The sequence below is a fragment of the Planococcus sp. S3-L1 genome, from assembly GCF_030063085.1.
Taxonomy (GTDB): Bacteria; Bacillota; Bacilli; order Bacillales_A; family Planococcaceae; genus Planococcus; species Planococcus kocurii.
Window position 1 is genome coordinate 1 of record NZ_JASISN010000031.1, and the last position, 24,142, is coordinate 24,142.

Genomic DNA, 24,142 nt, shown 5'->3' on the forward strand with positions numbered 1-24,142 from the left:
CTTGCTTGTTTCACCTGTCGTTTATCCAGTTTTGAGTGAACAAACACTCAACCAAATAGTCCAGTGATGATGGCAAAGAGGCCACACCCGTTCCCATCCCGAACACGGCAGTTAAGCTCTTTTGCGCCGATGGTAGTTGGGGGTTTCCCCCTGTGAGAGTAGGACGTCGCTGGGCTATTCTATGTTTATTTTTTATTCCTAATGATTCTTTTACCTTGCTTCCATAGCTCAGCAGGTAGAGTGCTTCCATGGTAAGGAAGAGGTCACCGGTTCGAATCCGGTTGGAAGCTTTTATTCTTTTGAGAGTTTCTGAATAGGAAGTTAACTAGACAATTTTACCAAGGCCCCTTGGTCAAGCGGTTAAGACACCGCCCTTTCACGGCGGTAACACGGGTTCGAATCCCGTAGGGGTCACCATTTTGGAGGATTAGCTCAGCTGGGAGAGCATCTGCCTTACAAGCAGAGGGTCGGCGGTTCGATCCCGTCATCCTCCACCATTTTTTTCGCAAATTCATACGGTGGGGTAGCGAAGTGGCTAAACGCGGCGGACTGTAAATCCGCTCCTTCGGGTTCGGCAGTTCGAATCTGCCCCCCACCACCAGTTTTCTTATAGTTATGAATGGGGTATAGCCAAGCGGTAAGGCAACGGGTTTTGATCCCGTCATGCCCTGGTTCGAATCCAGGTACCCCAGCCATTTTTACTATGAGCCATTAGCTCAGCTGGTAGAGCATCTGACTTTTAATCAGAGGGTCGAAGGTTCGAATCCTTCATGGCTCATTCTTGTAACATCCTTGCGCCTGTTCAGCGCGGGGCCTTAGCTCAGCTGGGAGAGCGCGTCGCTGGCAGTGACGAGGTCAGGGGTTCGAGCCCCCTAGGCTCCATTGTTCCATGTGTATTTGTACTATCCATGTGTAAAAACCCCGTATCCATTAACTTGGATACGGGGTTTTTTTAGGTTCCGATGTATTCGGATTGAGGACGGAAAATCACGTTATGGTCTTGCTGCTCGAGTGCGTGTGCCGTCCAGCCGATAATTCGCGCGACGCTAAACGTTGGCGTAAATAATTGTGTCGGCATCGCAATGGATCGCATAATTGCCGCCGCATAAAATTCGACGTTGGTATAGAGTGCCCGTCCTGGTTTACGGGCATTCAACCCTTTAATGATCTGACTTTCAGCAGCAACTGCTAAATCAAGCCACGAATCTTCTCCTTGGAGTTCCAAGCATTTTTTTCGGAGGACGATTGACCGTGGATCTTCTGTTCGGTAAACACGGTGACCAAAACCCATGATTTTTTCACCTCGGTCTAGCTTGTCTGCAATAACGGCGTTGATTCGATCTTTTGTTTGAATGGTATCCAGTAAATCAATGACCCCTGATGGAGCCCCTCCGTGAAGCGGTCCTTTCATGGTACCAAGAGCTGAGACAACTGCAGATACGAGATCGGATTCAGTGGAAATGGTAACGCGTGCTGCGAATGTCGAAGCATTCATGCCATGCTCCATTGTTAATTTTAAATAAGTTTCGAGCGCTTGCATTTGCCCATTTGTGGGTGGCTGTCCGGTGATCATCCATAAGTAATTGGCCGTGTGACCAAGATCGTCTCTTGGGCTAAGGGCTTGCTGCCCGTTTTGAAGGCGATAAAAGAGCGCAGTCATTACCGGTAGTGCGGCAGTTAGCGCAACTGCTTGTTCTGCAGAAGGCAAGGTTTGAAATTCACTATGTGTGTAAGCCGATACCAATGTCCGTGAAGCATCCATTAGCGAAGTTTCTTTTGGCAGCAACTGAGCCATTTCAACAATATGTGCCGGCAATTTTCGGTAACTCAGCAGTTGGTGTTGGAGGTTTTCCAATTGAACATCGTCAGGCCATTGCCCATGCCATAAAAAATAGGCAGTTTCTTCGAATGACCTACCGCGTATGACGGTCTCTACCAATTGTCCACGGTAGCGTAATTCCCCTATATCTCCATCCACAGAAGCAATCGCTGTTTGAACAGCGACAACACCTTTTAATCCAGGTTGAAACATCATAAACTCCTCCTTTTCTTTTAGTTTACGCTCTCTATTTGATAATAAAAATTAAAGATATATAATTGAGACAATTAAGAAAAGTAATCGAGACGAGGGATGTTATGGAAGTCCAGTGGTTGAGAACCTTTGTGGACGCTGCAGAAACCTTAAATTTTAGAATAAGTTCAGAACGGCTGATGATGTCGCAACCCAGCGTGACTGTTCACATTCGGTTATTAGAAGAAAATTTGGGTCTTCTGTTATTCAAACGCAGCCACAACCGGGTGTCGTTAACAGAAGAAGGCAGGTATTTTAGAGACAAAGCCGAAAAAGTATTAGAACAATTAGATGACAGTGTTGAAGAATTGCATTCCTTTGCTCAAGGGTACCGGAAGACCTGGACGCTTGCTATTTCCCCGTTGATGGCGGAAACAATTTTGCCTTATGTGCTGAAATCATTTATTCGTGAACATACGGAAGTAGAATTGGTAATTCGTGTGGAAGAATCGGAACAAATCGAAGCTTTAGTCGAATCGGAGCAAGTATCGGCTGGAATTTCTGCTTTACCGCCTACGGGTCGGAGCATTGCGCAAGTTGTTGTTTACAACGATCCAATCCTGTTCGTTTTGCCGAGAGATGCTTATGATGACGAGACTGGGCCGCAAGTTTCAGTGGAAGATGCTTTGCGGAATTCCGTACTGTTTACACATCATCACCCTGTTTTTTGGGAAGAGCTATTAGGAAAGTTGCGTTTGCACGTGCTGGGAATTCGAACGATGAAAGTGACGCAAGCTCATATCGCCAAGCGCTTTATACAAGAGGGTCTCGGGGCATCCTTTTTACCAAAATCAATGGTTCGCCGGGAATTGGTGGAAGGACGTTTAATGGAAGCGCATTTTGAGTTGTTTCCATTACCCGTCGTGTCCACTTACTTTTTAACAAAACATATGGGGATACTGGAAAAAGATTTTATGCGCCGCATTCAATCGGTATACTTTACGTGAAAAGGGGAGAGGGCAATGATTATTGAGTCAGGTGGTATTCGGTTACGCTTATTGAAAAGAGATGATTTTGAAGCCTTATGGGCGCTATACACACCGGAAATTTTCGAACACATGCTCAGCCAAGTAGCGGTTTTTGAAGATTTGGTAGCGTGGCTAGAATCTGGGCTTAATCAGTCTAATGTCCTTATTTTCGCAGTGGAAAATCCACAAACAGCAGAAATCATCGGCACAACGCGCATATATGCAATTGATGAAGCGAATAAAAGCTGTGAAATCGGTGCAACATTCTATGCGCAATCCGCGCAGCGAACGCATGTCAACACAGCAGTTAAGCTTGCTTTACTTAGTTATTGCTTTGAAGAACGTGGCATGATTCGAGTCCAATTCAAAACAGATGCCGATAACATCCGTTCACAGAAGGCGATTGAACGCATGGGCGCAGTGAAAGAAGGCGTGCTTCGTAACGAACGCATTCGCTCAACCGGCAAGCCGAGAGATGCAGTGGTGTATTCACTAATTGACAAAGACTGGCCAACAATAAAAAAAGAGCTAACGAAAAAAGCGAATAAATATGCGTGATTTTGTCTAGTTGAGCCAAAGAGACCTTAGCGGTTACAATAAGTCTATCTTGCTAAGGGGGTATAGAATAATGAATAAATTAACTATTTCTATTATCGGAGTTCCAATGGACCACGGACAAAATCGTCGCGGTGTCGATATGGGACCAAGCGCGATCCGCTATGCGGGCGTAGTAGACCGCATTGAAGAGTTGGGCCATACGGTTACGGATGAAGGGGACATCCAAATTGGTCAAGCAGACGGAAGCGTCGATACGTCCACAAACTTACGTAACTTAAAAGCAATCACAGAAGCGACAGAAACGCTTGGCGATAAAGTATTTGAAGTAGCACAAGCTGGGAACTTCCCGCTCGTGTTAGGCGGCGATCACAGTATTGCAATCGGTACACTCGCTGGGATTTCTGAGCGTCATGAAAACTTAGGCGTTATCTGGTACGATGCACACGCTGACATGAACACAAGCGACACATCACCATCAGGCAATATCCACGGCATGCCACTTGCAGCAAGCTTTGGACACGGCCACGAGAAATTGACGAATATTCGCGGCTATTCACCAAAAGTAAAACCTGAAAACATCGTCATTATCGGGGCTCGTTCAGTTGACCCAGGTGAGCGTGAATTGATCAAAGAACACGGCATTCGCGTTTACAGCATGCACGAAATTGATAAAATGGGCATGCATGCCGTCATCGAAGATTCGATCCGTTATTTGAAAGAAGAGCGCAAAACAGATGCGGTTCATTTGTCACTCGACCTTGATGGCATCGACCCAATGTACACACCAGGCGTTGGTACTCCTGTTCCAGGCGGCATTAGCTACCGTGAAAGTCATTTAGCAATGGAAATGTTGTATGATGCAGACATTATTACTTCTGCTGAATTTGTAGAAGTGAATCCGATTCTTGACGAGAAAAACAAAACAGCGGATGTTGCAGTTGCGTTGATTGGTTCATTATTCGGCGAAAAATTATTATAAGCAAAAACAAGCGAAAGCCTGTTCAGACTGTAGACAAACTCGAGTTATTCGAATTGTCTGCAGTTTTTTTATTGAATACATCGCTCCGGTCGCTTCATCTTGTGTATACAGGATTGTGCGCTTCATGCGACGCTTTCCGCGGATGAAGCTAGTGCACGATGTAGGAGCGTCTCGTTGCCTTTCGCTGGAACAACGGAAGCTGAAGTTGAGCCCGCAAAAAGCAAAGTGGCTAGACTGATTGGGTTGTGAATCGTTATTTATTTTAATTCGAATTTTTCTGCATTCTGAATAGGCGAACGCCTGTTTTTTGTTTCATCAGTTAGTAAACTTCCTTAAATGAAAAAACTTGTAAAAAATAGTTGGATTTATTTGGGTACTGTCTGCTACGATAGAATAAGAAAAATAAATGAAACTTTTTTAATCGAGATACGTATACAAAGTACAGCCGCATAGGCGGAGGGAAATGAGATCATGGATGCGTTAGTCAATAAACGAATAGCGAAAGTAATAAAAGGCGATCAGAACGCATTCGCCGAAATCGTGGAGCTTTACCAGCACCAGCTGTATCATATCTGTTACCGCATGCTTGGCAACAAGCAAGAAGCAGAAGATATTGCTCAGGAAGCTTTTATGCGTGCTTATGCAAATATCCGCACCTTTGACCAGAACCGCAAATTTTCTACCTGGTTGTACCGCATCGCTACCAATTTGTGCATCGACCGGATTCGGAAGAAAAAACCGGATTACCACTTAGATGCGGAAGTGCGCGGAGCGGAAGGCTTGAATATGTATTCAAAAATTGCCAATGACGATGAGCTTCCAGAAGAAGAGTTAATGCGGATGGAAGTTCAGGAGCGGGTGCAGTATGAAATTAGTCGCTTGCCAGACAAGTATCGTGCCGCTATTGTATTAAAGTATATTGAAGAATTGCCGCTCGCGGAAATCAGTGAAATTTTAGATTTGCCGTTGGGAACGGTGAAGACGCGTATACACAGAGGCCGAGAAGCTCTTCGCAAGCAATTGAGCAATTTGTAGGAGGCGATCACGATGAATGCGTGTCCGGAAAACATTATCCAATTAATGAACCATCACCTCGACGGCGATACAAGCCCGAGCGAGGAACAACAATTAAAAGAATACTTGGAGAGCTGTGAGGATTGCCGAGAACAATATCAGGCATTAAGTAAAACCGTTGCATTTATCCAAAGTGTTTCCCATATACAAGCGCCACCCAATTTTGTCCAAACAACAATGGAGCGCTTGCCGAAAGAAAAGCAGCGGGCTGGGGTTCAGCGTTGGTTAAGAAAACACCCAATGCTCGCAGCAGCGGCTTTGTTTTGCGTATTGATGAGCACAGCGTTGTTTACGAACTTTAACAACGAACAACAATTTTCTTTTACCAATCAACCGAATCTTGTTATAGAAGGACAGACTGTCGTTGTTCCAGAAGGACAAACAGTTGTGGGTGATATGACCATACGTAATGGAGATCTACGTGTAGAAGGCGAACTTGAAGGAAACGTGACCATTGTTAATGGCGAGTACATGGCATCGAGTGGGGTCATTACCGGTGAAATTGAGGAAATCGACCAAGCGTTTGAATGGCTATGGTATACCATTAAAAACGGCTTTAAAGACGCAGCCACTGTTTTTGACAAAAATGAAGATTAAACCCTTCCTCTCCTAAAGGATGGGTTTTTTCTATGAAGGCAAGCCCAATTCACTTATGCTATAATAAATGCATATGCAGATGTAGAAAAGCGAGGGTTGCAGATGCCTTTTTTTGAAAATTTAACCGACCAAACATCATTTAGACTTCTAGCAAACATCATCGACATTTTATTGGTGTGGTTTGTTGTTTATAAATTGATCACCGTTATCAAAGGAACAAAAGCGGTTCAATTGTTAAAAGGGATCTTTGTTATTATTATCGCGCGCCTCGTGACACAAGCACTTAACTTGGAAACGTTAGGCTGGATTATGCAACAAGTATTAGAATGGGGCTTTTTAGCCATTATTATCATTTTCCAACCGGAATTGCGTCGCGCACTTGAACAGCTCGGGCGTGGCAAATTGTTCTCTAGCAGTACATTAAACGAAGAGTCCGAACGCAACCGATTGATTGAAGCGATGTCCAAGTCCGTTAGCTATATGGCGAAACGACGCATTGGGGCATTGGTATCGATTGAACGCGAAACAGGATTGAGTGAATACATTGAGACCGGCATTCCAATGAACTCAGATTTAACATCTGAATTAATGATCAATTTATTCATTCCAAACACACCGCTGCACGACGGAGCGGTAATTGTTCAAAAAAACCGAATTGCCGCAGCGGCGTGTTATTTGCCACTGTCTGAAAGTCCGTTCATTTCAAAAGAACTCGGAACGCGTCACCGTGCCGCTCTTGGCATTAGTGAAGTGACGGATGCGATTACCATTGTCGTGTCAGAAGAAACAGGCGCCATCAGCTTAACAGCAAATGGCGATTTGCATCGTAATTTATCACTTGAAGACTTTGAAGTAAAGCTTCGCCGAATCTGGTTTGGCGCAGAACAGCAAGAAGTCACTCTTCCTTGGTGGAAGTGGAGGGGGAAAAAGAATGGATAAGATGATGGACAATCGCTGGTTTTTACGGATTACGGCGCTGTTATTAGCCTTCCTTTTATTTTTCTCGGTACAGGCAGACGATAATTCCGCGGTGACAACAGATACTAGCCGTGTGTCGGAAGTGATTGAAGAAGTAGAACTTGAGGTCTACCATGACAATAGTTTGATGGTTAGCGGTGTCCCAAAAACCGCTGATTTGCATTTGAGCGGCCCTGTGAGTGTCGTACAAACGGCACGCCAATTAGAAGACTTCACCTTATTTGTGGATTTGCGTAATTTGCCGATGGGCGAGCACCAAGTCCCGATTCAAACTGAAAATCTTTCTGAACAATTAACGGTTCGAGTCGATCCGGCGTTTGTTAATGTCGTCATTGAAGAGCGGGTGTCGCAAGAATTCCGTGTAGATCCAGAAATCAATGAGCGGATGTTAGCGGATGGTTATATTTTGGATAACGTATCAGTCGATCCAGAAACGGTCATTGTAACGGGTCCTAAAAGCATGATAGACGCTATCAGCTTTGTCAAAGCTACGGTTTCTGGTGAGCAAGGTGTCAAGGAATCCTTTAACACCGCCGCCCGCGTTCGGGTGCTAGCAGAAGATTTGACAAAGCTGGAAAGTGCAGAAATCGAACCGGCAGAAGTGGAAGTTGCGGTTGAAGTTGTTGAATACAGCAAAACCGTGCCGGTAAGAATTGAACCGATTGGCAAAGCCGGTACCGGCATTACCATTAAAAATTGGACGACAACGACGGAAGAAATCCAAATTTTCGGCCCCAAAAGTGTCGTAGATGAAATTACCGAATACGTCGTTGAAGCAGACGCTGCACTGGTCACGGCTAAAGATAGTACCTTAGAGGTAGAACTGGACATTCCTGCGGGAGCTTCTGCGGTGTCACCAGGACAAGTAACGGTAGAAGCCGAAACGGTAATTGACGATTCTGCAAAACGACCGACAGATCAAAAAGATTCAGAAGTGGTCGATAATACAGAGTCATAAATGCTTTAGACATGAAAGAAGCATCAGATAAACTAAATTGAAGCAATTGACTGAAGGAGCGAGTATGGTAATGGGAAAATATTTTGGAACAGATGGAGTACGTGGAGTTGCAAACAGTGAGTTAACACCTGAATTGGCGTTTAAATTAGGTCGCATTGGCGGATACATTTTGACAAAAAGTGCGAAAGACAAGCCGAAAGTGCTAATCGGTCGTGATACACGAATTTCAGGTGAAATGCTAGAAGGTGCTTTAGCAGCAGGACTACTTTCTGTAGGTGCAGAAGTGATGCGTCTTGGCGTTATTAGTACACCCGGTGTCTCTTATTTAACACGCGTCATGAGTGCAGAGGCGGGCGTTATGATTTCTGCTTCACACAATCCAGTAGAAGACAACGGCATCAAATTCTTTGGTTCAGACGGGTTTAAACTGTCTGATGCACAAGAAGCGGAAATTGAAGCATTATTAGATAGCGCTGAAGATCTATTGCCACGTCCAACGGGTGGCGATCTTGGTAGCATTACCGATTATTTCGAAGGCGGACAGAAATACCTTCAATACTTAAAACAAACAGTTGATGAAGAATTCGAAGGCATTCTGGTAGCACTTGACTGTGCACACGGTGCCACGTCTACACTGGCAACGCATGTCTTTGCTGACTTAGATGCTGACATTACGTCAATGGGTGCGTCACCAAATGGCTTGAACATTAACGCAGGTGTAGGTTCTACACATCCTGAGAAATTAGCAGAACTGGTACTTGCTAAAGGCGCAGACATTGGTTTGGCATTTGACGGAGACGGCGATCGTTTAATCGCAGTCGATGAAAAAGGGCAAATTGTAGATGGCGATCAAATTATGTATATTTGTGCGAAGCACTTGCATTCAGAAGGCCGTTTGAAAAAAGATACGGTCGTATCGACTGTTATGAGCAATATGGGCTTTTACAAAGCATTAGAAAGCCACGGCATGAAGAGCAACAAAACCGCTGTTGGTGACCGTTATGTAGTCGAAGAAATGAAGAAAAATGATTACAACTTGGGCGGCGAACAATCGGGTCATATTATTTTCCTTGATTACAATACGACAGGCGATGGCTTGTTAACAGGTCTTCAACTAGTAAATATTATGAAAATTACCGGCAAGAAATTGTCTGAACTGGCGTCTGATATGACGATTTTCCCTCAAAAACTTGTGAATATTCGTGTAACGGATAAACACGCAGTAACAGACAACGCGAAAGTTGCAGACGTCATTTCTGAAGTCGAAAAAGAAATGAATGGCAACGGCCGTGTGCTTGTCCGTCCATCGGGCACAGAGCCACTTGTCCGCATTATGGTAGAAGCCGCTTCATCAGAAGACTGTGAAAGCTACGTAGAACGTATCGCAGAAGTGGTACGTTGCGAAATGGGCTTAAACTAATCGGATCAACTAGTCCCAGTCCGTAAGCATCTTGCTTACGGACTTTTGTTTGTTTAGAAAGTTTTGGATAACCGTAGTTGGAGAAGCTTTTTTGTCAGATTGGTTCTATGATCGAGTTTTGGGGTAAATGAGTGGAAAGAGAGAAACGAAGAAAGCATAATAGACGGACGCTTTCTTATCTGTAGTCAAGCACTTTTCTGTGTTTCAAAGGAATGAGCATAAGGATGGCTGCTTTCCGTTCCAGCGCTCGCTTTCTGCGGGCACGGCCTCAGCCGCTTCACTCACTTTGTTCGCTCCAGGGTCTTCGCCACGCGCTGGTCCTGCAGGAGTCGAGCACTTGCACTTCAAGCAGTTGCTGAGATTCCCGACAGAAAAAATAGGCGCATCATAGCCGTTTGTATGTTCGCTTCTAACGGATTTAATCGAGTGTCAGGATCGTTGAACGGTGTGAAGCGAGTCGGTTTCCTGGTTCGGATTCTGAGACCCCCGCAGGAAAGCGGAGCTAGTTTGCGCAATAGCTTGTAGCTGGAGAACTATAAGCGTTTAAAAAAGCGATAAGCCTACCAACTGTTTGATTTACATCAAAAATATAACGTGATGAAAATGTATTTTTACAGATAAATCAACCAGTATACGGAAAAAAATGATGAAATAGACCTAAATAACTATTTGCTTTAATTGACGGGATTGTGTGGACACTGTATGATAGTAGAGTTGGTTTACGACCGCAGAAAAAGGAGGATCGAAGTAGCTGCGAGGAAAACAATTATAGCGCCTGTACTGAAGAAATGGACGGACAAGTCATCTTCAGTAGACGAGGAGAAGGAGTATCGAGATTTCGGCGGATCCCTTCCGGCCATGAAGCCTGGTCGTTATGTCTATTCTTAAAACAGTCGAGTGATCGATTGGACAACAAGATGGATGGGCTCAAAACAAAGGTGTTTGCGTAAGAGCAAACGCTTATTTGACTTAGACAAATGGAGGAATTACATTATGTGTGGAATAGTAGGATATATTGGTGAAAATGATTCAAAGGAAATTTTATTGAAAGGCTTAGAGCGTTTAGAATACCGCGGTTATGATTCAGCTGGAATTGCGGTTCGTAACGGCAGTGGCGTCAAAGTGTTTAAAGAAAAAGGACGTATTGCTGATTTACGTGGCGTTGTAGACGAAGAGGTTATGGGTTCTACAGGAATCGGTCATACACGCTGGGCGACACACGGCAAGCCAACACGTGCCAACGCGCACCCGCACCAAAATACATCGGACCGTTTTACACTTGTGCATAACGGTGTGATTGAAAACTATCATCATATTCAGCGCGATTATTTGGCTGGTGTGGAAATGGAGTCGGATACGGATACCGAGATCATTGTTCAATTGATCGGGAAATTCGTTGAAGAAGGCCAGTCTACACAAGATGCTTTCAGCAAAGCACTAACTTTACTGAAAGGTTCGTATGCCATTGCGTTATTAGACGCAGAAGAAGAACAAACAATTTTTGTAGCGAAAAACAAGAGCCCGCTACTTGTCGGTCTGGGTGAAGATTTTAACGTTATCGCATCAGACGCTATGGCGATGCTGCAATTAACAGATCAGTTTGTGGAATTAATGGACAAAGAAATCGTCATCGTTCGTAAGGACAGCGTCGATATTTTAACGTTGGATGGCCAATCGGTAAGCCGTATGCCATTTACTGCTGAAATCGACATGAGCGATATTGAAAAAGGCACATACCCACATTATATGTTGAAAGAAATTGACGAGCAGCCAGCGGTTGTCCGCAAGATCGTTCAAGCATACCAAAACGAACACGATAAATTGACCATCCAACCAGAAATTCTAGAAGCGATGCAAGCAGCTGACCGCATCCACATTATCGCGGCGGGTACGAGCTACCACGCAGGATTGATCGGCAAAGAGTATATTGAAAAATTAGCGGGTATCCCAGTTGAAGTGCATGTTTCAAGCGAATTTGGCTACAATATGCCATTGCTATCGGAAAAACCATTGTTTATCTTTATTTCGCAATCAGGTGAAACAGCGGATAGCCGTCAAGTATTGGTGAAGATCAAAGAAATGGGTCATGCATCGTTAACCATTACAAACGTTGCAGGATCTACGTTGTCACGTGAGTCTGACCATACCTTATTGTTGTTTGCAGGTCCTGAAATTGCGGTTGCGTCAACAAAAGCGTATACAGCACAACTCGCAGTCTTGTCGATTTTAGCTGCTGTAACGGCAGAAGCACGCGGCATTGATATCGGTTTTGATTTGATTCAAGAGCTAGGAATTGTTGCCAATGCGATTCAAGCACAAGTCGATTCAAAAGAAGAAATGGAACAAATTGCGACAGAATTCTTGTCGACAACTCGCAATTGCTTCTTTATTGGACGCGTGATGGATTATTTCGTGGGACTTGAAGGTTCATTGAAATTAAAAGAAATTTCGTATATCCAAGCAGAAGGTTTTGCTGGCGGGGAACTAAAGCACGGAACAATTGCCTTGATCGAAGAAGGCACACCGGTTATCGCACTGGCGACGCAAGAAGCGGTAAACTTAAACATCCGTGGAAACGTGAAAGAAGTAGCGGCACGCGGGGCACACACGTGCATCATTTCGATGGAAGGCTTGCAAGAAGAAGGCGATAGCCTGGTCTTGCCAAAAGTAAACGAATTGCTGTCACCGCTAGTATCGGTTATCCCAATGCAGCTGATCAGCTATTACGCAGCGCTTCACCGCGATTGTGACGTTGATAAGCCGCGTAACTTGGCGAAGTCGGTAACGGTTGAGTAAAGAGTGTTAAATAACGTAACTATCGATTAGTGATCTGTGGTCGAGTATAGTTATAGCTTCTAAAAATCCCCCTACGGATGGAAATCCGTAGGGGGATTTTTAGTTGATGAGCCTGGTTGAACTTTAAAAAACACTCCTTCAAAAATTCTCCACGCAGTAGTGGTTAAATTTCTATCCGCTCCCTGCCAAATGGTATAATCAAAGCAATATAAGAAAAAGGTGTGAAATAGATGTCTTCTTTTAAAGAATTTTCCAAATACATAAGTGAAAACGCTGAACTATTGTCAGCAGAAGTAGTCGATTCAGTGATGCAAGAAGCGAGCTTAGATATTCCGGATTGGGAAAGAGAACGAGCAACTGCAATGTACATTGAACTGCTTGGTTTTTTTGGTTACTCTCTTCTTGAAGGTCAACAAGTTGAAGTGCCAGAAGCTTTAATCGAATGGAGCAAAAAAAATGCTGAAATTCAAGTTTCTTCAGGAGGGCAAATTTCAGCAATTGTTATTCGTTATCCGGTAACGCGTGAAGTGTTTTCAGAGATTTTTACACGTCTCAGTTTGCAATTCGACTTGTCTGTTGTCGAGAGCATGAAAGCGATCAAAGCGATCAATGCTATGTTAGATGTTAGTTTAAATGAGACCTTTTATGCATTTGAACGACTTACTGAAAGGCACCAAGCAGAGACGCGCGTTGAGCTAATCAGTTTATCAGCACCGATTGTACCGGTTTTAGAAGACGTCGTGGTGTTGCCGTTAATTGGGGTAATGGATAGTTACCGAATCGCTCATATTATGAACAACGTCATTCCACGAATTGCCGAGATGGATGTCAATCACGTCATTACGGACTTTTCAGGTGTTTTAACAATCGATGACCACATTGCGCAGTCTCTCCAACAAATTGGAGGAACACTTCGATTGATGGGAATTCATGTGATTATTGCGGGATTGCGGCCTGACTTGGTTCAAGCCATCGTTCGCAGCGGCATTGACATGCTAGATGCGGAGACCTATGCAACTGTAAAGCAAGCATTAGAAAGCGTGAAATAACTGAAACAACAATAAAGCCACGTCCCGCAATTTATTGCGGAACGTGGCTTTATTTGATTGGCTCGCTCATTAAGTATGCATCAACTGTGAGAAGGCGATTGCGTATTGTGTGCCGGTCCGTAAAGTCGTTCAATTTCTGTAGGAGGGAGCGGACGATTAAAGTAGTACCCTTGCGCTTGGTTGCAGTCTTTTTGTTTCAAGAATTGAAATTGTTCAGCTGTTTCAACACCTTCCGCAATGACGTTTAACTGAAGGTCATTAGCCATACGGATGATAGTAGCGACAAGTGCTGCGTCTTTTAGATCGGTAATAATATTCCGAATAAAATATTGATCGATTTTCAGCGTATCAATCGGGAATAGCTTTAAATAACGAAGCGACGAATAACCGGTGCCAAAGTCATCAATCGACAAATAAACGCCCATGGTTTTGAGTTCGTTCATCGTCGCAATAGCTGTAGAAGAGCTTTGAATAATGCTTTCAGTCAGTTCGAGTTCCAAATAACGAGGTTCAAGTCCCGAATCTATTAATGCCGCATGGACCGTTTCCGTCAAATTGGATTGCGAAAACTGGTGAGAAGAAATGTTGACGGCTACGCGAAACTTCGGCAATCCTGCTCGTTGCCAAGCTTTGTTTTGCAGACAAGCTTGACGCAAGACGTATTCACCGAGTTGGACGATGCTTCCAGTATCTTCAGCAATCGGAATAAACTCAGCGGGGGAGATTGCGCCCCATTCCGGGTGATTCCAGCGAACTAAAGCTTCCAAGCCAACTAGTTGTTCGGTTTTCAAATCGATTTGTGGCTGGTAATGAATAAAGAATTCATCATGCTCCAAGCCTTTTCTCAAATCAATGGCCAATTTAGACTTTCTCAAAATGGATTGATTGATTTCTTTTGTGAAAAACTGAAAATTGTTTTTGCCTCGTGCTTTTGCTTGATACAGCGCAATATCTGCATTTTTTACTAACGTATCCAAATCGGTTCCATCAGTAGGGTACATACTGATACCGATAGAAGGCGTGACAAATAATTCTTCCGGCTGGAAACGAAAAGGCTTTTTAAAGAGCTCTAACATCATGTGCGCGTGATTGGCCGCTTGGGTCTTATCTGTATTCTGCAATAACATAATAAACTCATCTCCGCTCAACCGGGAAATGGTGTCATGTTCATATGCGATGCTTTGAAAACGCACAGCCACTTCCATCAACAATTGATCTCCTACAGAATGGCCATACGTGTCATTCACCATTTTGAAATGATCCAAATCGATGTACAGCAGAGCAAAAGGCTGTTTATTGTCAACGTCATTAAGTAGTGAAACCAAGTGGTCATTAAACAGTCGCCGATTGGGTAAACCGGTTAAGGAATCTTTGTAGACAAGGCTGTGAATTTTTTCTTCTGCCTCTCTTCGCTTGGTGATGTCGCGAATGATGCTTCCGAAAAAGACAACTTTATCGCTTTTCCATGTGCTGAGAGACATTTCAATCGGAAACTCGCTGCCGTCTTTGCGCTCACCCACCAATTCAATGCGCTGACCAATCACATGCGGAACAGCGGTATCCAGGTAACGTTGTAAACCTTTTCGGTGAGCTTCTACAAAGGACTCAGGGATAATGATTTCCAGATTGGAGCTGAGTGCCTCTTCTTTGCTGTAACCGAAAATGGATTCGGCACCTGAATTCCATTGCATAATGATGCCCGTTTGATCAGCTACGATGATGGCATCTGTCGTCGATTCGAAAATAGATTCAAATTTCTTTTCTGATTCAGCAGAGCTGGCTTTTAGTTTGAAATCCTGACGATGTCGCAAATAGACAAACAGTGAGATCAGTAAAAAAATAAAAACAATGGATAGCATCAGGACTAAAAAATAAGAGGGCAGTGAAAAAATATCCATGGAGTAAGCAAAGTCTCCTTTATAAAAAAATTTACTAAGGCTAGTAGTTGTGAAAAGTTTGTTTACACATCATAGCATAAAAATATACATTAATTGCTAAAAAAAATCCTTTCAAACTGGCTATGAAAGGATTTTGGTTTCTGCGAATGGGGACTTTGTCCATTTGTGCGAGTTGAATCGATGGGATAAGTGGATTATGGAAAAAACAGTGAGTGTGCAACTGTTATGTTACAATAGGAAGGAACGTGATTCTTTCCGCTGCAGCAACACTCGTGAGCGGAGAAAATTCGTTTTTTTGTCTTTTATGAGTGATGTACAAGCTTCGATGCCCTTCTTCTTTTGCAAATGAACGGAAATAGACAAGCTACTATCTTTTCCAAAAGACAGTAAAACTGAATACGAAAGGAATGATCAAATGAGATCTGAGATTACCACAGATCACCAATTGATTGGCAAGAAAAAAAGCTATGGAGATGAATCCACAGGCGATTATACGTTTGACCGTGTTCCGCGTGAAGAACGTAAGATGGGCTGGTTGAGTATCACCAATATTACGTTCGGCATCGCAACCGCTATTTTTTACTTTCAAATGGGAAGTGTCATGGCCTTGCAATTTGGAGCGGCCAATGCCATCATTTCTGCCACCTACGCGATACTCGTCGCAGGCATCCTCGGAACCATCATCGTTTACCTATCGGCCAAATCAGGCATGAACGTCAATTTATTATCCCGCGGAGGATTCGGTTACATCGGGGCCTCGTTAACTTCCTTAATCTACGCATCGAACTTTATCATGTATTGTGCGTTTGAAGGCATGATTTTGGTCACTGCTGTCCATGCTTATTTCCCCGCCATCCCCACATGGCTCCTGATCGTTGTATTTGGCACAGTTGTCATTCCGTTAAATTGGTTTGGCATTAACCAATTGGATAAATTGCAGAAATGGTCATTGCCGTTATTTGCCGTATTTTTGATTGCGGCGATTGTCGTTGCTTTCAATACGACATCACAATATGACGGCAGCTTTTGGACATACATGCCAGAAGGTGTCCAAATCGGTGGAACGGCGTTGCTGTTGTGCATCGGGATGCAACACGGCATTATGGGATTAACGGCGTTGATCGCCTCTGATTACGCGCGTTTTTTAAAGCCACAAGATTTGAAAATCGGTTCGGTTGCCATTGGGTTTATTCCACAGATTTTCTGCTTTGGCGTTATGGGAGGTCTCGGTATTTGGTTTGGCGTAACGCTCGGCGAATCAAATCCCGGCATTTACATTGTGGTCTTGCTTGGGCTTGGCGGTGTATTGTTTACGATGCTGACGCAAATCCGCATCAACATTACCAACATCTACAGCAGCTCACTATCCTTATCAAGCTTTTTTGAAAATATGTTTGGCTTTACACCCGGGCGCCGTTTTTGGGTAGTGGTCTCAGGTGTCACAGCGATGATGCTCATGCTTGGTGGAATCGTTGACCATTTAGATACGGCAATGACGTTCCAAGGTGTGGCGCTGATGAGCTGGGCGTCGATTTTAGTGACGGATGCATTGGTCGTCAAAAAATGGCTGAACATCGGTCCGGGCTATTACGAATCGAGGCAGAAAAATCTATACAAATGGAATCCAGTCGGCGTCGTGTCGTTGCTCGTGCCGACTGCCATCGGAACAATCGCAGCACTCGGCTACATGGGGACTTTCCTGCAAAGCACAGCCGCATTTTTCGCATTGGTTTTAGCCTCGATTTTGACAGTGGTTCTAGCCGTAGCTACAAAAGGCCGTTATTATGTGAAAAAAGAAACAACGGATATTCCGAAAGAAGATTGGATTGCCGAATCAAAAATCTGAAGCTTAGTAGAAGCAATAAGTAAGCGTCTATTTCCACTTAAAAGGAAGTACAAGAGCTCAAGCAAAAAGGCTCGAGCTTAACGTCCGAGAAGGTGCGGCAGTTGGTGGAAAAAATAGCAGACACGACCGCAACCTCTCAGAACCGGAGAGGTTGCGGTTTTTTCAAGCCGAATTACTAAGAATGTCAAATTGAGCAAAGAAAAATAAAATAATTTGGGTAATATTGCATAATGGTAAATTCCGCGCTATGATCGACAAGAAACAATAAAACGATAGATAGTGAACGAAGGAAACGAACTTTTCATCATCGCCTCGCTGGCGCGAAGAGACGGAGTCCAGTGAAAAACGAAATTTTTCTACGAGATTCCTAAAAAGGGTGAAAATTAGCAGGCGAAACGCACGAATTCACTAGATGCAACCTAAAATAAAACGTTTTTGATTCGGATCAGCTATCGGAGGAAGTTCATGACACAACTAAAAGAGTTAGAATCCCAAGTTCGCGAACTGGTGATGTTACTGGAAGCTTCTAAGCAGCTCAATTCAAACTTGGAAATGGGTGAAGTGCTGGAAAGCATCTTGCTGCAAATGGTACAAGTGGTGGGAGCCGAAGCAGGAACCTTGTGGGTACTCGACGGAGAGCGCCAAACGATCAAAGCGGACGCAGCGTACGGACCTTCTTCAGCGGATATTCTCAACATCGAATTAAAGAGAGATGAAGGCATTGTCGGCAAAGTGATCGAAACAGGCAAAGCCGAGTTGATCGAAAACGTCGCATGGCATCCAAACTGGGCAAATCGTGTAGACGACTCGAGCGGCTTTATCACCAAGTCGATGATCACCGTTCCGTTAGCAGTGAAAGGCAAGGTGCTAGGTGCCTTGCAGTTATTAAACAAAAAAGACATCGCTTTTTTCTCCGAACAAGACATCCGTTTAGCAGTAGCACTTGCCAACCAATCGGCGCTGGCACTCCACAACAGCCAAATGTACGACGAACTGCAGCGCATGCTGCTCAGCATGATACGAACACTGGCGAAAGTGCTAGATGCGCGTGACCCATATACAGCGGGTCATTCAGAGCGAGTGGCGAAATATTCGTTGTGGATTGCCGAAAAACTCGGAATGGATGCGCAAAGCTGTGAAGAATTATACAAAGCCGCTCTTTTGCACGATATCGGAAAAATCGGTATACCGGACAACATTTTAAGAAAGTCTGAACGACTAACAACGGATGAATACACCACTATTAAACAACATACGGTGATCGGTGCAGGTATCTTGTCCAATATCGAACCAAAAGAAGCCATGGTTCATGCCATTGAAACGGCGTTGTCCCATCACGAGCGCCTTGATGGCACCGGCTATCCACATGGCTTGGCAGGCGAAAACATCCCGTTGTTCGCTAGAATCGTTGGAGTTGCCGATGCGTTTGACGCCATGACCACAGCGCGTTCTTATAGCGCAGGTGCTTCTTTCGAGTCGGGAGTGGAAGAGTTGCAGCGCTGCAAAACCACGTTGTTCGACAGCCGAGTCGTTGATGCATTTGCGGCGATTTTACAGGGCTGTAATTACCAAATCGAACAATACGAAGCAGGACAGGGAAGAGGCTACCGTTTATGAATCAGTTTGATGTGTTATTGCTTGGTCATTTAATTGGAGACTTTTTACTGCAAACGAGTTGGATGGCCAAATACAAAGCGACCAAGTGGCTGCCGTTATTCACGCATGTGTCCGTTTACACAGCGGTGATTGCCGTCTTTGGCATGTTATCAGGCGGATTGTCTTTGCCCGCACTGGCGATTGTGTTTGTTGGTCATCTTGTCTTAGACCGGAAAACCTTCGTTATGTTCTGGGTGGAACGGATCCAAACCGCGAAAGGTCCAGAAAAAGTGTGGTTGTCGATTGTGGCTGATCAAATTTTTCACATCATATTACTAGCCATTGCCATTGCGATTTCCTAGGAGTGAAACGATTGAAACCGAAAACCTACGTACTTGAAAAAGAATACGCACTGGACCGGAAAACCGTTTGGCAATTGCTTGCGGACAACAACCGCATGAATTTGTCTATTGGCTTGTTTCCGGTCCGCTTTAGTCCGGCTAAGCAGAACGGGGCGGACGTGTTTTACCGAGAAGCTCATGCCAAAGTGCTCGGACTTGTGCCAATCAGTTGGCAAGAGTTTCCGTTTCAGTGGCAAGAACACGAGAGCTATACGGTCGAACGCCGTTATCTTACCGGGCCGATGAAGCATTACACGTTGACAGTCGAGCTATTCGATAACGCGGAAAACGGAACCCGGGTCAAGCTGACCGCTCGCTTTGTACCGCTTAACGTAATGGGCTACGGAGCGATTTGGGTAACCGCTCTGCCCGCTGTCAAAAAAATTATGGGGTATGTCGATGATTACTTACAGTCTGGAGCAACGACTGTTTTAGAAGCACCGCAAAAAACAAGCAAGGCGAACATCAACTTACCCGAACTCGAGCGGCTATCGGCCCTACTCGCAAAGTCACCGGTCAACGGAGACTATGTGGAGTTGTTGCATCGTTATTTAGCGGATAAAGGCGATCACGACGTTGCGCAAATCGAGCCCGTGCAAGTTGCTAAGTTGTGGAACGTCGATTTGGACGAAGTGTTGCGCGTCTTGCTGTATGCCACAAAAGCGGGATTACTAAATCTCAGCTGGAACGTCATCTGCCCAAACTGCCGCGTTTCAAAAGTCGAACACGGTTCACTCGCACAGCTAGAGCAGCAATTTCATTGCGATTTATGTGGCATTAACTATGACGCTAATTTTGATCAGTTTGTCGAGTTGAATTTTTCAGTTCACCCAACGGTACGTCAAGCCTACGCCGAAGTGTATTGCATCGGCGGCCCAATGATTACCCCGCACGTTAAAGCGCAGCAAGTGATAGAGGTGGGAAAAACCGCAAGCTTTGTCATTCCAAAAGGCGAAGACGCGCTACGTTTTCGCGTGCTTCAGGCAAATGATCATGTGTCTGTGAACAGTGGAATAAAATCAAACCAGCTCGTTTACACGGATCTTGGCTGGTCACACAGTTCAGTGAACGGCTCTCGAAACGTCGCAATCACAAACACCAGCAGCGCAGACATCGTTGTCGCATTAGAACATGCCGATTGGAACAAACAAGCAGTAACGGCCGCTAAAGTCACTGCCATGCAAGAGTTCAGGGATTTGTTTTCTTCAGAAGTGCTGTCACCCGGACAGAAAATCGGCATCGATCACGTGACGATCTTGTTTACCGATTTAAAAGGCTCCACACTGCTGTATGAGACAGCCGGTGACTCGAGTGCTTACGGACAAGTGCGCAATCATTTTGACTTTCTGACGGGTCATATTGCCCGAAATTCCGGCAGTGTCGTAAAAACCATTGGCGACGCCGTCATGGCGATTTTCCACAAACCAGAAGACGGGCTGAAAGCGGCACTGGCGATTCAAAAAAACCTAGCAGTGTTTAACAAGACAGCGAAAGAGGACTTGGTGTTGCGAATCGGCTTATACAGCGGAGCAGCCATCGCGGTTAATTCCAACGACCGCCTCGATTATTTCGGCCGTACCGTGAACATTGCCGCACGCATTCAAGGCCAAGGCGAAGGCGGCGACATTGTCCTTAGTAAAGACGTACTCGCGCTACCGGAGTCAGTCGAGTTGTTGAACAGTGCGGATGTACAACTAGAAGAGTTTTCGGCCAAGTTAAAAGGCATTGATGCCGCAGTGGAGTTGATACGGGTTCGGTTAGCGGAAGGTTTTGTGATGGAAGAACGGGTCGTTTGAGTGCTTTCCACTAGATGGAATCGATAAAAATTGATTGTGAATAAATGCCTCGTAAGATATCTTTATCTTACGAGGCATTTAGTTGTTACGGAGGGAGTCGGACATGAAAATTCAAACAGAACAATTCGGAGAAGTCGAACTAGCAGAAGATCGTGTCATTACGTTTGATAAAGGCATTCCAGGATTTGAAGAGGTCAAAGACTATGTATTAATCCCCGCAGACACAGAAGGCGAGTCGCCATTCTTTTTCTTGCAGTCAGTAGAACACGTGGAAGTGAGTTTTTTCTTAGTCGATCCATTTACGTTTTTCAAAGACTACGACATCAAGCTAGAAGAGCAAATGGTGGAGCGGCTGCAACTAGAAGAGCCGACGGATGCCATCGTGCTTACGACAGTTACAGTTAAAGGCGACATCAGTGGCGCCACAACCAACTTAAAAGCACCACTCGTCATCAACAACAAAAAACAGCAAGGGATGCAAATCGTGTTGAACAACAAAGACTATGCAATCAAGCAGGCGTTATTTCAAACAGACAACACCGCTGCAAGGCAGGTGTAAACAATGCTAGTACTCGGACGCAAAAAAGGCGAAACCATCGTCATCAACGACGACATTGAAATTACGGTAACTTCGATTGAAGGCGACATGGTGCGCCTCGGCATTAACGCACCAAAGCAAATCACCATCCACCGAAAAGAAGTGTATTTAGAAATCCAAGAAGAAAACAAACAAGCAACGTCAAACGTTATCAACTTAAGTGATTTTTTGAGTATGCGGAAAAAATAGATCAAAAGCCTGCAGAATTTGCAGGCTTTTTCTATGCCTATCGCGCCACGGCGGCAGACTCAATTGTTCCTCAAATTGTGGCTGCCGCGGGGCGCAAAAAATAATATAAAATCTTTTTTCAAAAAACACTAAACATTTAGAGAAGCCCTCCGATAATAACTATTGTAAGGCAGTGCAAAAGGATTTGGACGCTTACAAAAAACAAAAAAACATTACACGGAGGTAATACACAATGATTATCAATCACAATATCGCAGCACTTAACACACACAGACAAATGGGCTCAGCTCAAAGCGCGCAAATGAACAATATGGAGAAATTGTCTTCTGGTATGCGTATCAATAGTGCAAAAGACGATGCAGCTGGTCTTACAATTTCTGAAAAAATGCGAGGCCAGATTCGCGGATTAGAACAAGGTTCTCGTAACGCTCAAGATGGTATTTCGATGATCCAAACCGCTGAAGGGGCTTTGAGTATAACGCAAGACATACTTCAACGTATGCGCGAATTAGGTGTTCAAGCTTCAAACGATACAAATACATCCGATGACCGGGTCGTAATTCAAAAGGAAATAAGTGCTCTAACAGAAGAAATCAATAGAATTGGTAACAATACAGAGTTCAACACCAAAAAACTCGTTAATGGAGATGCTCAAGGTGCTGGCACTGCTGGTGTAGTACAAGAAAGTGTTGGGTTCGATTTCACTGGTATTGTTGCGGGCCAAACTGGCAGCACTGTATTAACAATTGGCGGTCAAGATTACACAATTAATTTTGATGAAGCTGCAGCAAACAATGATGATGGAAGTGCTGATGTTGTAAATGCTTCAACTAGAACTATTACAGTAGCAACTATGACCTCAAATCCAGATGACTTAGGGGCCCGTTTAAAAGCTGGATTTGAAGCGATGCGTGGTCAAGATCCAAGTCTATCTATTAGTGAATTTAGTTTTGCGAATAGTGGTGAAAGTGTTACAATTTCAGCAACTGCCGGTAGGAAGTACGATGGGCAAGCTGGTGACGGATCCGTTCAATTCAAAAATGGTACAAACCCAGTTACTAATCAAGTAGCTGAAGGTTCTAATGGAACTAACGGTACCTTGACGTTCCAAGTTGGTGCTAATAGTAATCAACAAATGGCATTGAATATTAACGACATGCGTGCTGTAGCATTAGGTATTGCAAGTACAACGGCTTCAGGAGACGCAGACGGTGCATCATCAGGAGCAGCTGTATTTGCTAGTGGCGCAGATAACGAGATTACTAAAGACGTATCTAGCGGAACTGAATTTGCTTTAGATATGTCAAGTTCTGCTAAAGCAACGGATGCTATTAAAGTGATCGACGAAGCGATTAAAAAGGTGTCTGAAGAAAGATCAAAACTAGGTGCTACACAAAACCGTTTGGATCATACAATTAATAACTTGAACACATCTTCTGAAAACTTGACAGCCGCGGAATCACGTATCCGCGACGTTGATTATGCCGAAGCCGCGTAAGCGAGTGGAGGTACAGTCGTCCTGGCCGGTAACAGCCAGAGATTACGACCGGGTGAATTGCTGGAAAGCCCTTAAGCTTTTATTGCCACAACGTAGTTGGAAACGACAAGCGTGATGGCCCTGAAAAAATAAAAGATTGGGCAATCAGCAGCCAAGCTCCTGTCTCGAAAGAGTGGAGAAGGTTCAACGACTAGGATAGACCATCTAAGGCGAAAGCTATGGTGATGAAATCCGTAGGTGAGGCAGTATACATCAGTACTGTGGATCCGAAGTGCCCGGCCCCTACTAACACTAGAGGGTGAAGATATAGTCTAGTCATCTATGAAAGTAGATGTTCGCACGATGGCGAAAGAAATGATGGAACAAACGAAGAACTCGATTCTTGCACAAGCATCACAAGCAATGCTGGCACAAGCCAACCAAGCACCACAGCAAGTACTACAATTACTACGTTAATTTTAAGAAATCGAGGAGCCTGAGTTTAGGCTCCTTTTTCTATAAGGAGGCGAGTCCATGGATATCGCTGCGTTATCAATGGCAATGAGCCAAATGAATGTCCGGACAGAAGCGAATGTTTCGATTATGAAAAAGACGATTGATCAAGCGGAGACGAATGGTCAGGATATTGTGAAGATGCTCGAGCAGTCTGTTCGACCTCATATTGGGAGTCGTCTAGATATTAGAGGATAAGCAAATAAGAAAGCCTGTGACTATCAAAGGTCACAGGCTTTCTTGTTTTTAATTGCGCCGATTGTAAAATTAAGCTAGACAACTAAAAAAGTCATTCATGGTACACTCTACATGTATTTTCCGACCAAAGAAAAACAGAGGAGTGACCACGAATGACCTACACCCATCTTACCACGGATGAA

At 44.4% G+C, this 24,142-nt stretch carries 22 protein-coding genes, 7 tRNA genes and 1 rRNA gene; 28 read left to right on the top strand and 2 right to left on the bottom strand.

The genetic code is table 11. The annotated features are described in order from the left end of the window. The first annotated feature begins 59 nt into the window (after nt 1-59). The 8 genes from rrf to QMF37_RS17460 all read left to right on the top strand — a co-directional run bounded on the left by rrf (nt 60) and on the right by QMF37_RS17460 (nt 882). A 5S ribosomal RNA gene (rrf, locus tag QMF37_RS17425) occupies nt 60-175 on the top strand. 42 nt (nt 176-217) lie between these two features. Then, a tRNA-Thr gene (locus QMF37_RS17430) sits at nt 218-290 on the top strand. A 52-nt stretch (nt 291-342) separates the two neighbouring features. Next, nucleotides 343-417: transfer RNA gene (locus tag QMF37_RS17435), tRNA-Glu, on the top strand. A 4-nt stretch (nt 418-421) separates the two neighbouring features. Beyond that, nucleotides 422-497: transfer RNA gene (locus QMF37_RS17440), tRNA-Val, on the top strand. Nucleotides 498-517: 20 nt separating this feature from the next. Continuing rightward, nucleotides 518-601: transfer RNA gene (locus QMF37_RS17445), tRNA-Tyr, on the top strand. Nucleotides 602-620: 19 nt separating this feature from the next. Next, nucleotides 621-695, top strand: a tRNA-Gln gene (locus QMF37_RS17450). A gap of 10 nt (nt 696-705) precedes the next feature. Then, nucleotides 706-778, top strand: a tRNA-Lys gene (locus QMF37_RS17455). 31 nt (nt 779-809) lie between these two features. Continuing rightward, a tRNA-Ala gene (locus tag QMF37_RS17460) sits at nt 810-882 on the top strand. Between the two features lie 70 nt (nt 883-952). Here the strand turns inward: QMF37_RS17460 and QMF37_RS17465 are convergent. Continuing rightward, nucleotides 953-2,032: a citrate synthase/methylcitrate synthase gene (locus QMF37_RS17465; protein ID WP_283479050.1), complete on the bottom strand. Its 1,080-nt coding sequence runs from the start codon at nt 2,030-2,032 to the stop codon at nt 953-955. A gap of 104 nt (nt 2,033-2,136) precedes the next feature. Here QMF37_RS17465 and QMF37_RS17470 point away from each other — a divergent pair, with 104 nt between their 5' ends. From QMF37_RS17470 to QMF37_RS17520, 11 genes are all read left to right on the top strand, one after another. Next, on the top strand, nt 2,137-3,018 hold the full coding sequence (locus QMF37_RS17470) for a LysR family transcriptional regulator (RefSeq protein ID WP_283479032.1): 882 nt from the start codon (nt 2,137-2,139) through the stop codon (nt 3,016-3,018). A 15-nt stretch (nt 3,019-3,033) separates the two neighbouring features. After that, nucleotides 3,034-3,597, top strand: coding sequence for a GNAT family N-acetyltransferase (locus tag QMF37_RS17475; protein WP_149456529.1), 564 nt, complete (start codon nt 3,034-3,036; stop codon nt 3,595-3,597). A 70-nt stretch (nt 3,598-3,667) separates the two neighbouring features. Beyond that, nucleotides 3,668-4,576: an arginase gene (rocF, locus tag QMF37_RS17480; RefSeq protein WP_071154072.1), complete on the top strand. Its 909-nt coding sequence runs from the start codon at nt 3,668-3,670 to the stop codon at nt 4,574-4,576. Nucleotides 4,577-5,047: 471 nt separating this feature from the next. Continuing rightward, on the top strand, nt 5,048-5,611 hold the full coding sequence (gene sigW / locus QMF37_RS17485; protein WP_058386699.1) for an RNA polymerase sigma factor SigW: 564 nt from the start codon (nt 5,048-5,050) through the stop codon (nt 5,609-5,611). Between the two features lie 12 nt (nt 5,612-5,623). Then, complete coding sequence (locus QMF37_RS17490; RefSeq protein ID WP_078080035.1) at nt 5,624-6,247, top strand: anti-sigma factor; 624 nt, start codon at nt 5,624-5,626, stop codon at nt 6,245-6,247. A gap of 102 nt (nt 6,248-6,349) precedes the next feature. After that, nucleotides 6,350-7,186, top strand: a complete 837-nt coding sequence (cdaA, locus tag QMF37_RS17495) for a diadenylate cyclase CdaA (RefSeq protein ID WP_058386697.1) — start codon at nt 6,350-6,352, stop codon at nt 7,184-7,186. Further along, nucleotides 7,179-8,183, top strand: a complete 1,005-nt coding sequence (locus tag QMF37_RS17500; protein WP_071154073.1) for a CdaR family protein — start codon at nt 7,179-7,181, stop codon at nt 8,181-8,183. Before cdaA ends, QMF37_RS17500 begins: the two co-directional genes overlap by 8 nt. A 70-nt stretch (nt 8,184-8,253) precedes the next feature. After that, nucleotides 8,254-9,603, top strand: a complete 1,350-nt coding sequence (glmM, locus tag QMF37_RS17505) for a phosphoglucosamine mutase (RefSeq protein WP_058386695.1) — start codon at nt 8,254-8,256, stop codon at nt 9,601-9,603. A 702-nt stretch (nt 9,604-10,305) separates the two neighbouring features. Continuing rightward, the gene (locus QMF37_RS17510; protein ID WP_149456528.1) at nt 10,306-10,491 is read left to right on the top strand and encodes a hypothetical protein; all 186 of its coding nucleotides are present in this window, start codon (nt 10,306-10,308) and stop codon (nt 10,489-10,491) included. 105 nt (nt 10,492-10,596) lie between these two features. Further along, entirely contained in the window at nt 10,597-12,399 is a 1,803-nt protein-coding gene (gene glmS, locus QMF37_RS17515; protein WP_283479036.1) for a glutamine--fructose-6-phosphate transaminase (isomerizing), read from the top strand. A 230-nt stretch (nt 12,400-12,629) separates the two neighbouring features. Continuing rightward, nucleotides 12,630-13,448: an STAS domain-containing protein gene (locus QMF37_RS17520; protein WP_078080037.1), complete on the top strand. Its 819-nt coding sequence runs from the start codon at nt 12,630-12,632 to the stop codon at nt 13,446-13,448. Between the two features lie 80 nt (nt 13,449-13,528). Here the strand turns inward: QMF37_RS17520 and QMF37_RS17525 are convergent, their stop codons facing one another. Then, entirely contained in the window at nt 13,529-15,346 is a 1,818-nt protein-coding gene (locus QMF37_RS17525) for a putative bifunctional diguanylate cyclase/phosphodiesterase (RefSeq protein ID WP_283479038.1), read from the bottom strand. 415 nt (nt 15,347-15,761) lie between these two features. Between QMF37_RS17525 and QMF37_RS17530 the strand changes: the two genes are divergently transcribed. The 9 genes from QMF37_RS17530 (at nt 15,762) to QMF37_RS17570 (ending at nt 23,960) form a co-directional block, all read left to right on the top strand. Next, nucleotides 15,762-17,192 carry a purine-cytosine permease family protein gene (locus QMF37_RS17530; RefSeq protein WP_283479039.1) on the top strand — a complete coding sequence of 477 codons (1,431 nt, stop codon included), beginning with the start codon at nt 15,762-15,764 and terminating at the stop codon, nt 17,190-17,192. Between the two features lie 465 nt (nt 17,193-17,657). Further along, nucleotides 17,658-18,809 (top strand): GAF and HD-GYP domain-containing protein, encoded by a 1,152-nt coding sequence (locus QMF37_RS17535; RefSeq protein ID WP_283479041.1) that lies wholly within the window; start codon nt 17,658-17,660, stop codon nt 18,807-18,809. Further along, a complete protein-coding gene (locus tag QMF37_RS17540; protein WP_283479043.1) occupies nt 18,806-19,150 on the top strand; it encodes a DUF3307 domain-containing protein in 345 nt (114 codons plus the stop codon). The genes QMF37_RS17535 and QMF37_RS17540 overlap by 4 nt, the downstream gene beginning before the upstream one ends. Nucleotides 19,151-19,152: 2 nt before the next feature. Beyond that, nucleotides 19,153-20,985 carry an adenylate/guanylate cyclase domain-containing protein gene (locus QMF37_RS17545; RefSeq protein WP_283479044.1) on the top strand — a complete coding sequence of 611 codons (1,833 nt, stop codon included), beginning with the start codon at nt 19,153-19,155 and terminating at the stop codon, nt 20,983-20,985. A gap of 103 nt (nt 20,986-21,088) precedes the next feature. Further along, on the top strand, nt 21,089-21,544 hold the full coding sequence (gene fliW, locus QMF37_RS17550; RefSeq protein ID WP_283479045.1) for a flagellar assembly protein FliW: 456 nt from the start codon (nt 21,089-21,091) through the stop codon (nt 21,542-21,544). 3 nt (nt 21,545-21,547) lie between these two features. Continuing rightward, entirely contained in the window at nt 21,548-21,772 is a 225-nt protein-coding gene (csrA, locus tag QMF37_RS17555) for a carbon storage regulator CsrA (RefSeq protein ID WP_008431704.1), read from the top strand. A 232-nt stretch (nt 21,773-22,004) separates the two neighbouring features. Then, on the top strand, nt 22,005-23,270 hold the full coding sequence (locus QMF37_RS17560; protein WP_283479047.1) for a flagellin N-terminal helical domain-containing protein: 1,266 nt from the start codon (nt 22,005-22,007) through the stop codon (nt 23,268-23,270). A 342-nt stretch (nt 23,271-23,612) separates the two neighbouring features. Next, a complete protein-coding gene (locus QMF37_RS17565; protein WP_283479048.1) occupies nt 23,613-23,726 on the top strand; it encodes a flagellin in 114 nt (37 codons plus the stop codon). A gap of 57 nt (nt 23,727-23,783) precedes the next feature. After that, nucleotides 23,784-23,960 (top strand): YjfB family protein, encoded by a 177-nt coding sequence (locus tag QMF37_RS17570; RefSeq protein WP_283479049.1) that lies wholly within the window; start codon nt 23,784-23,786, stop codon nt 23,958-23,960. The last annotated feature ends 182 nt before the right edge of the window (nt 23,961-24,142 follow it).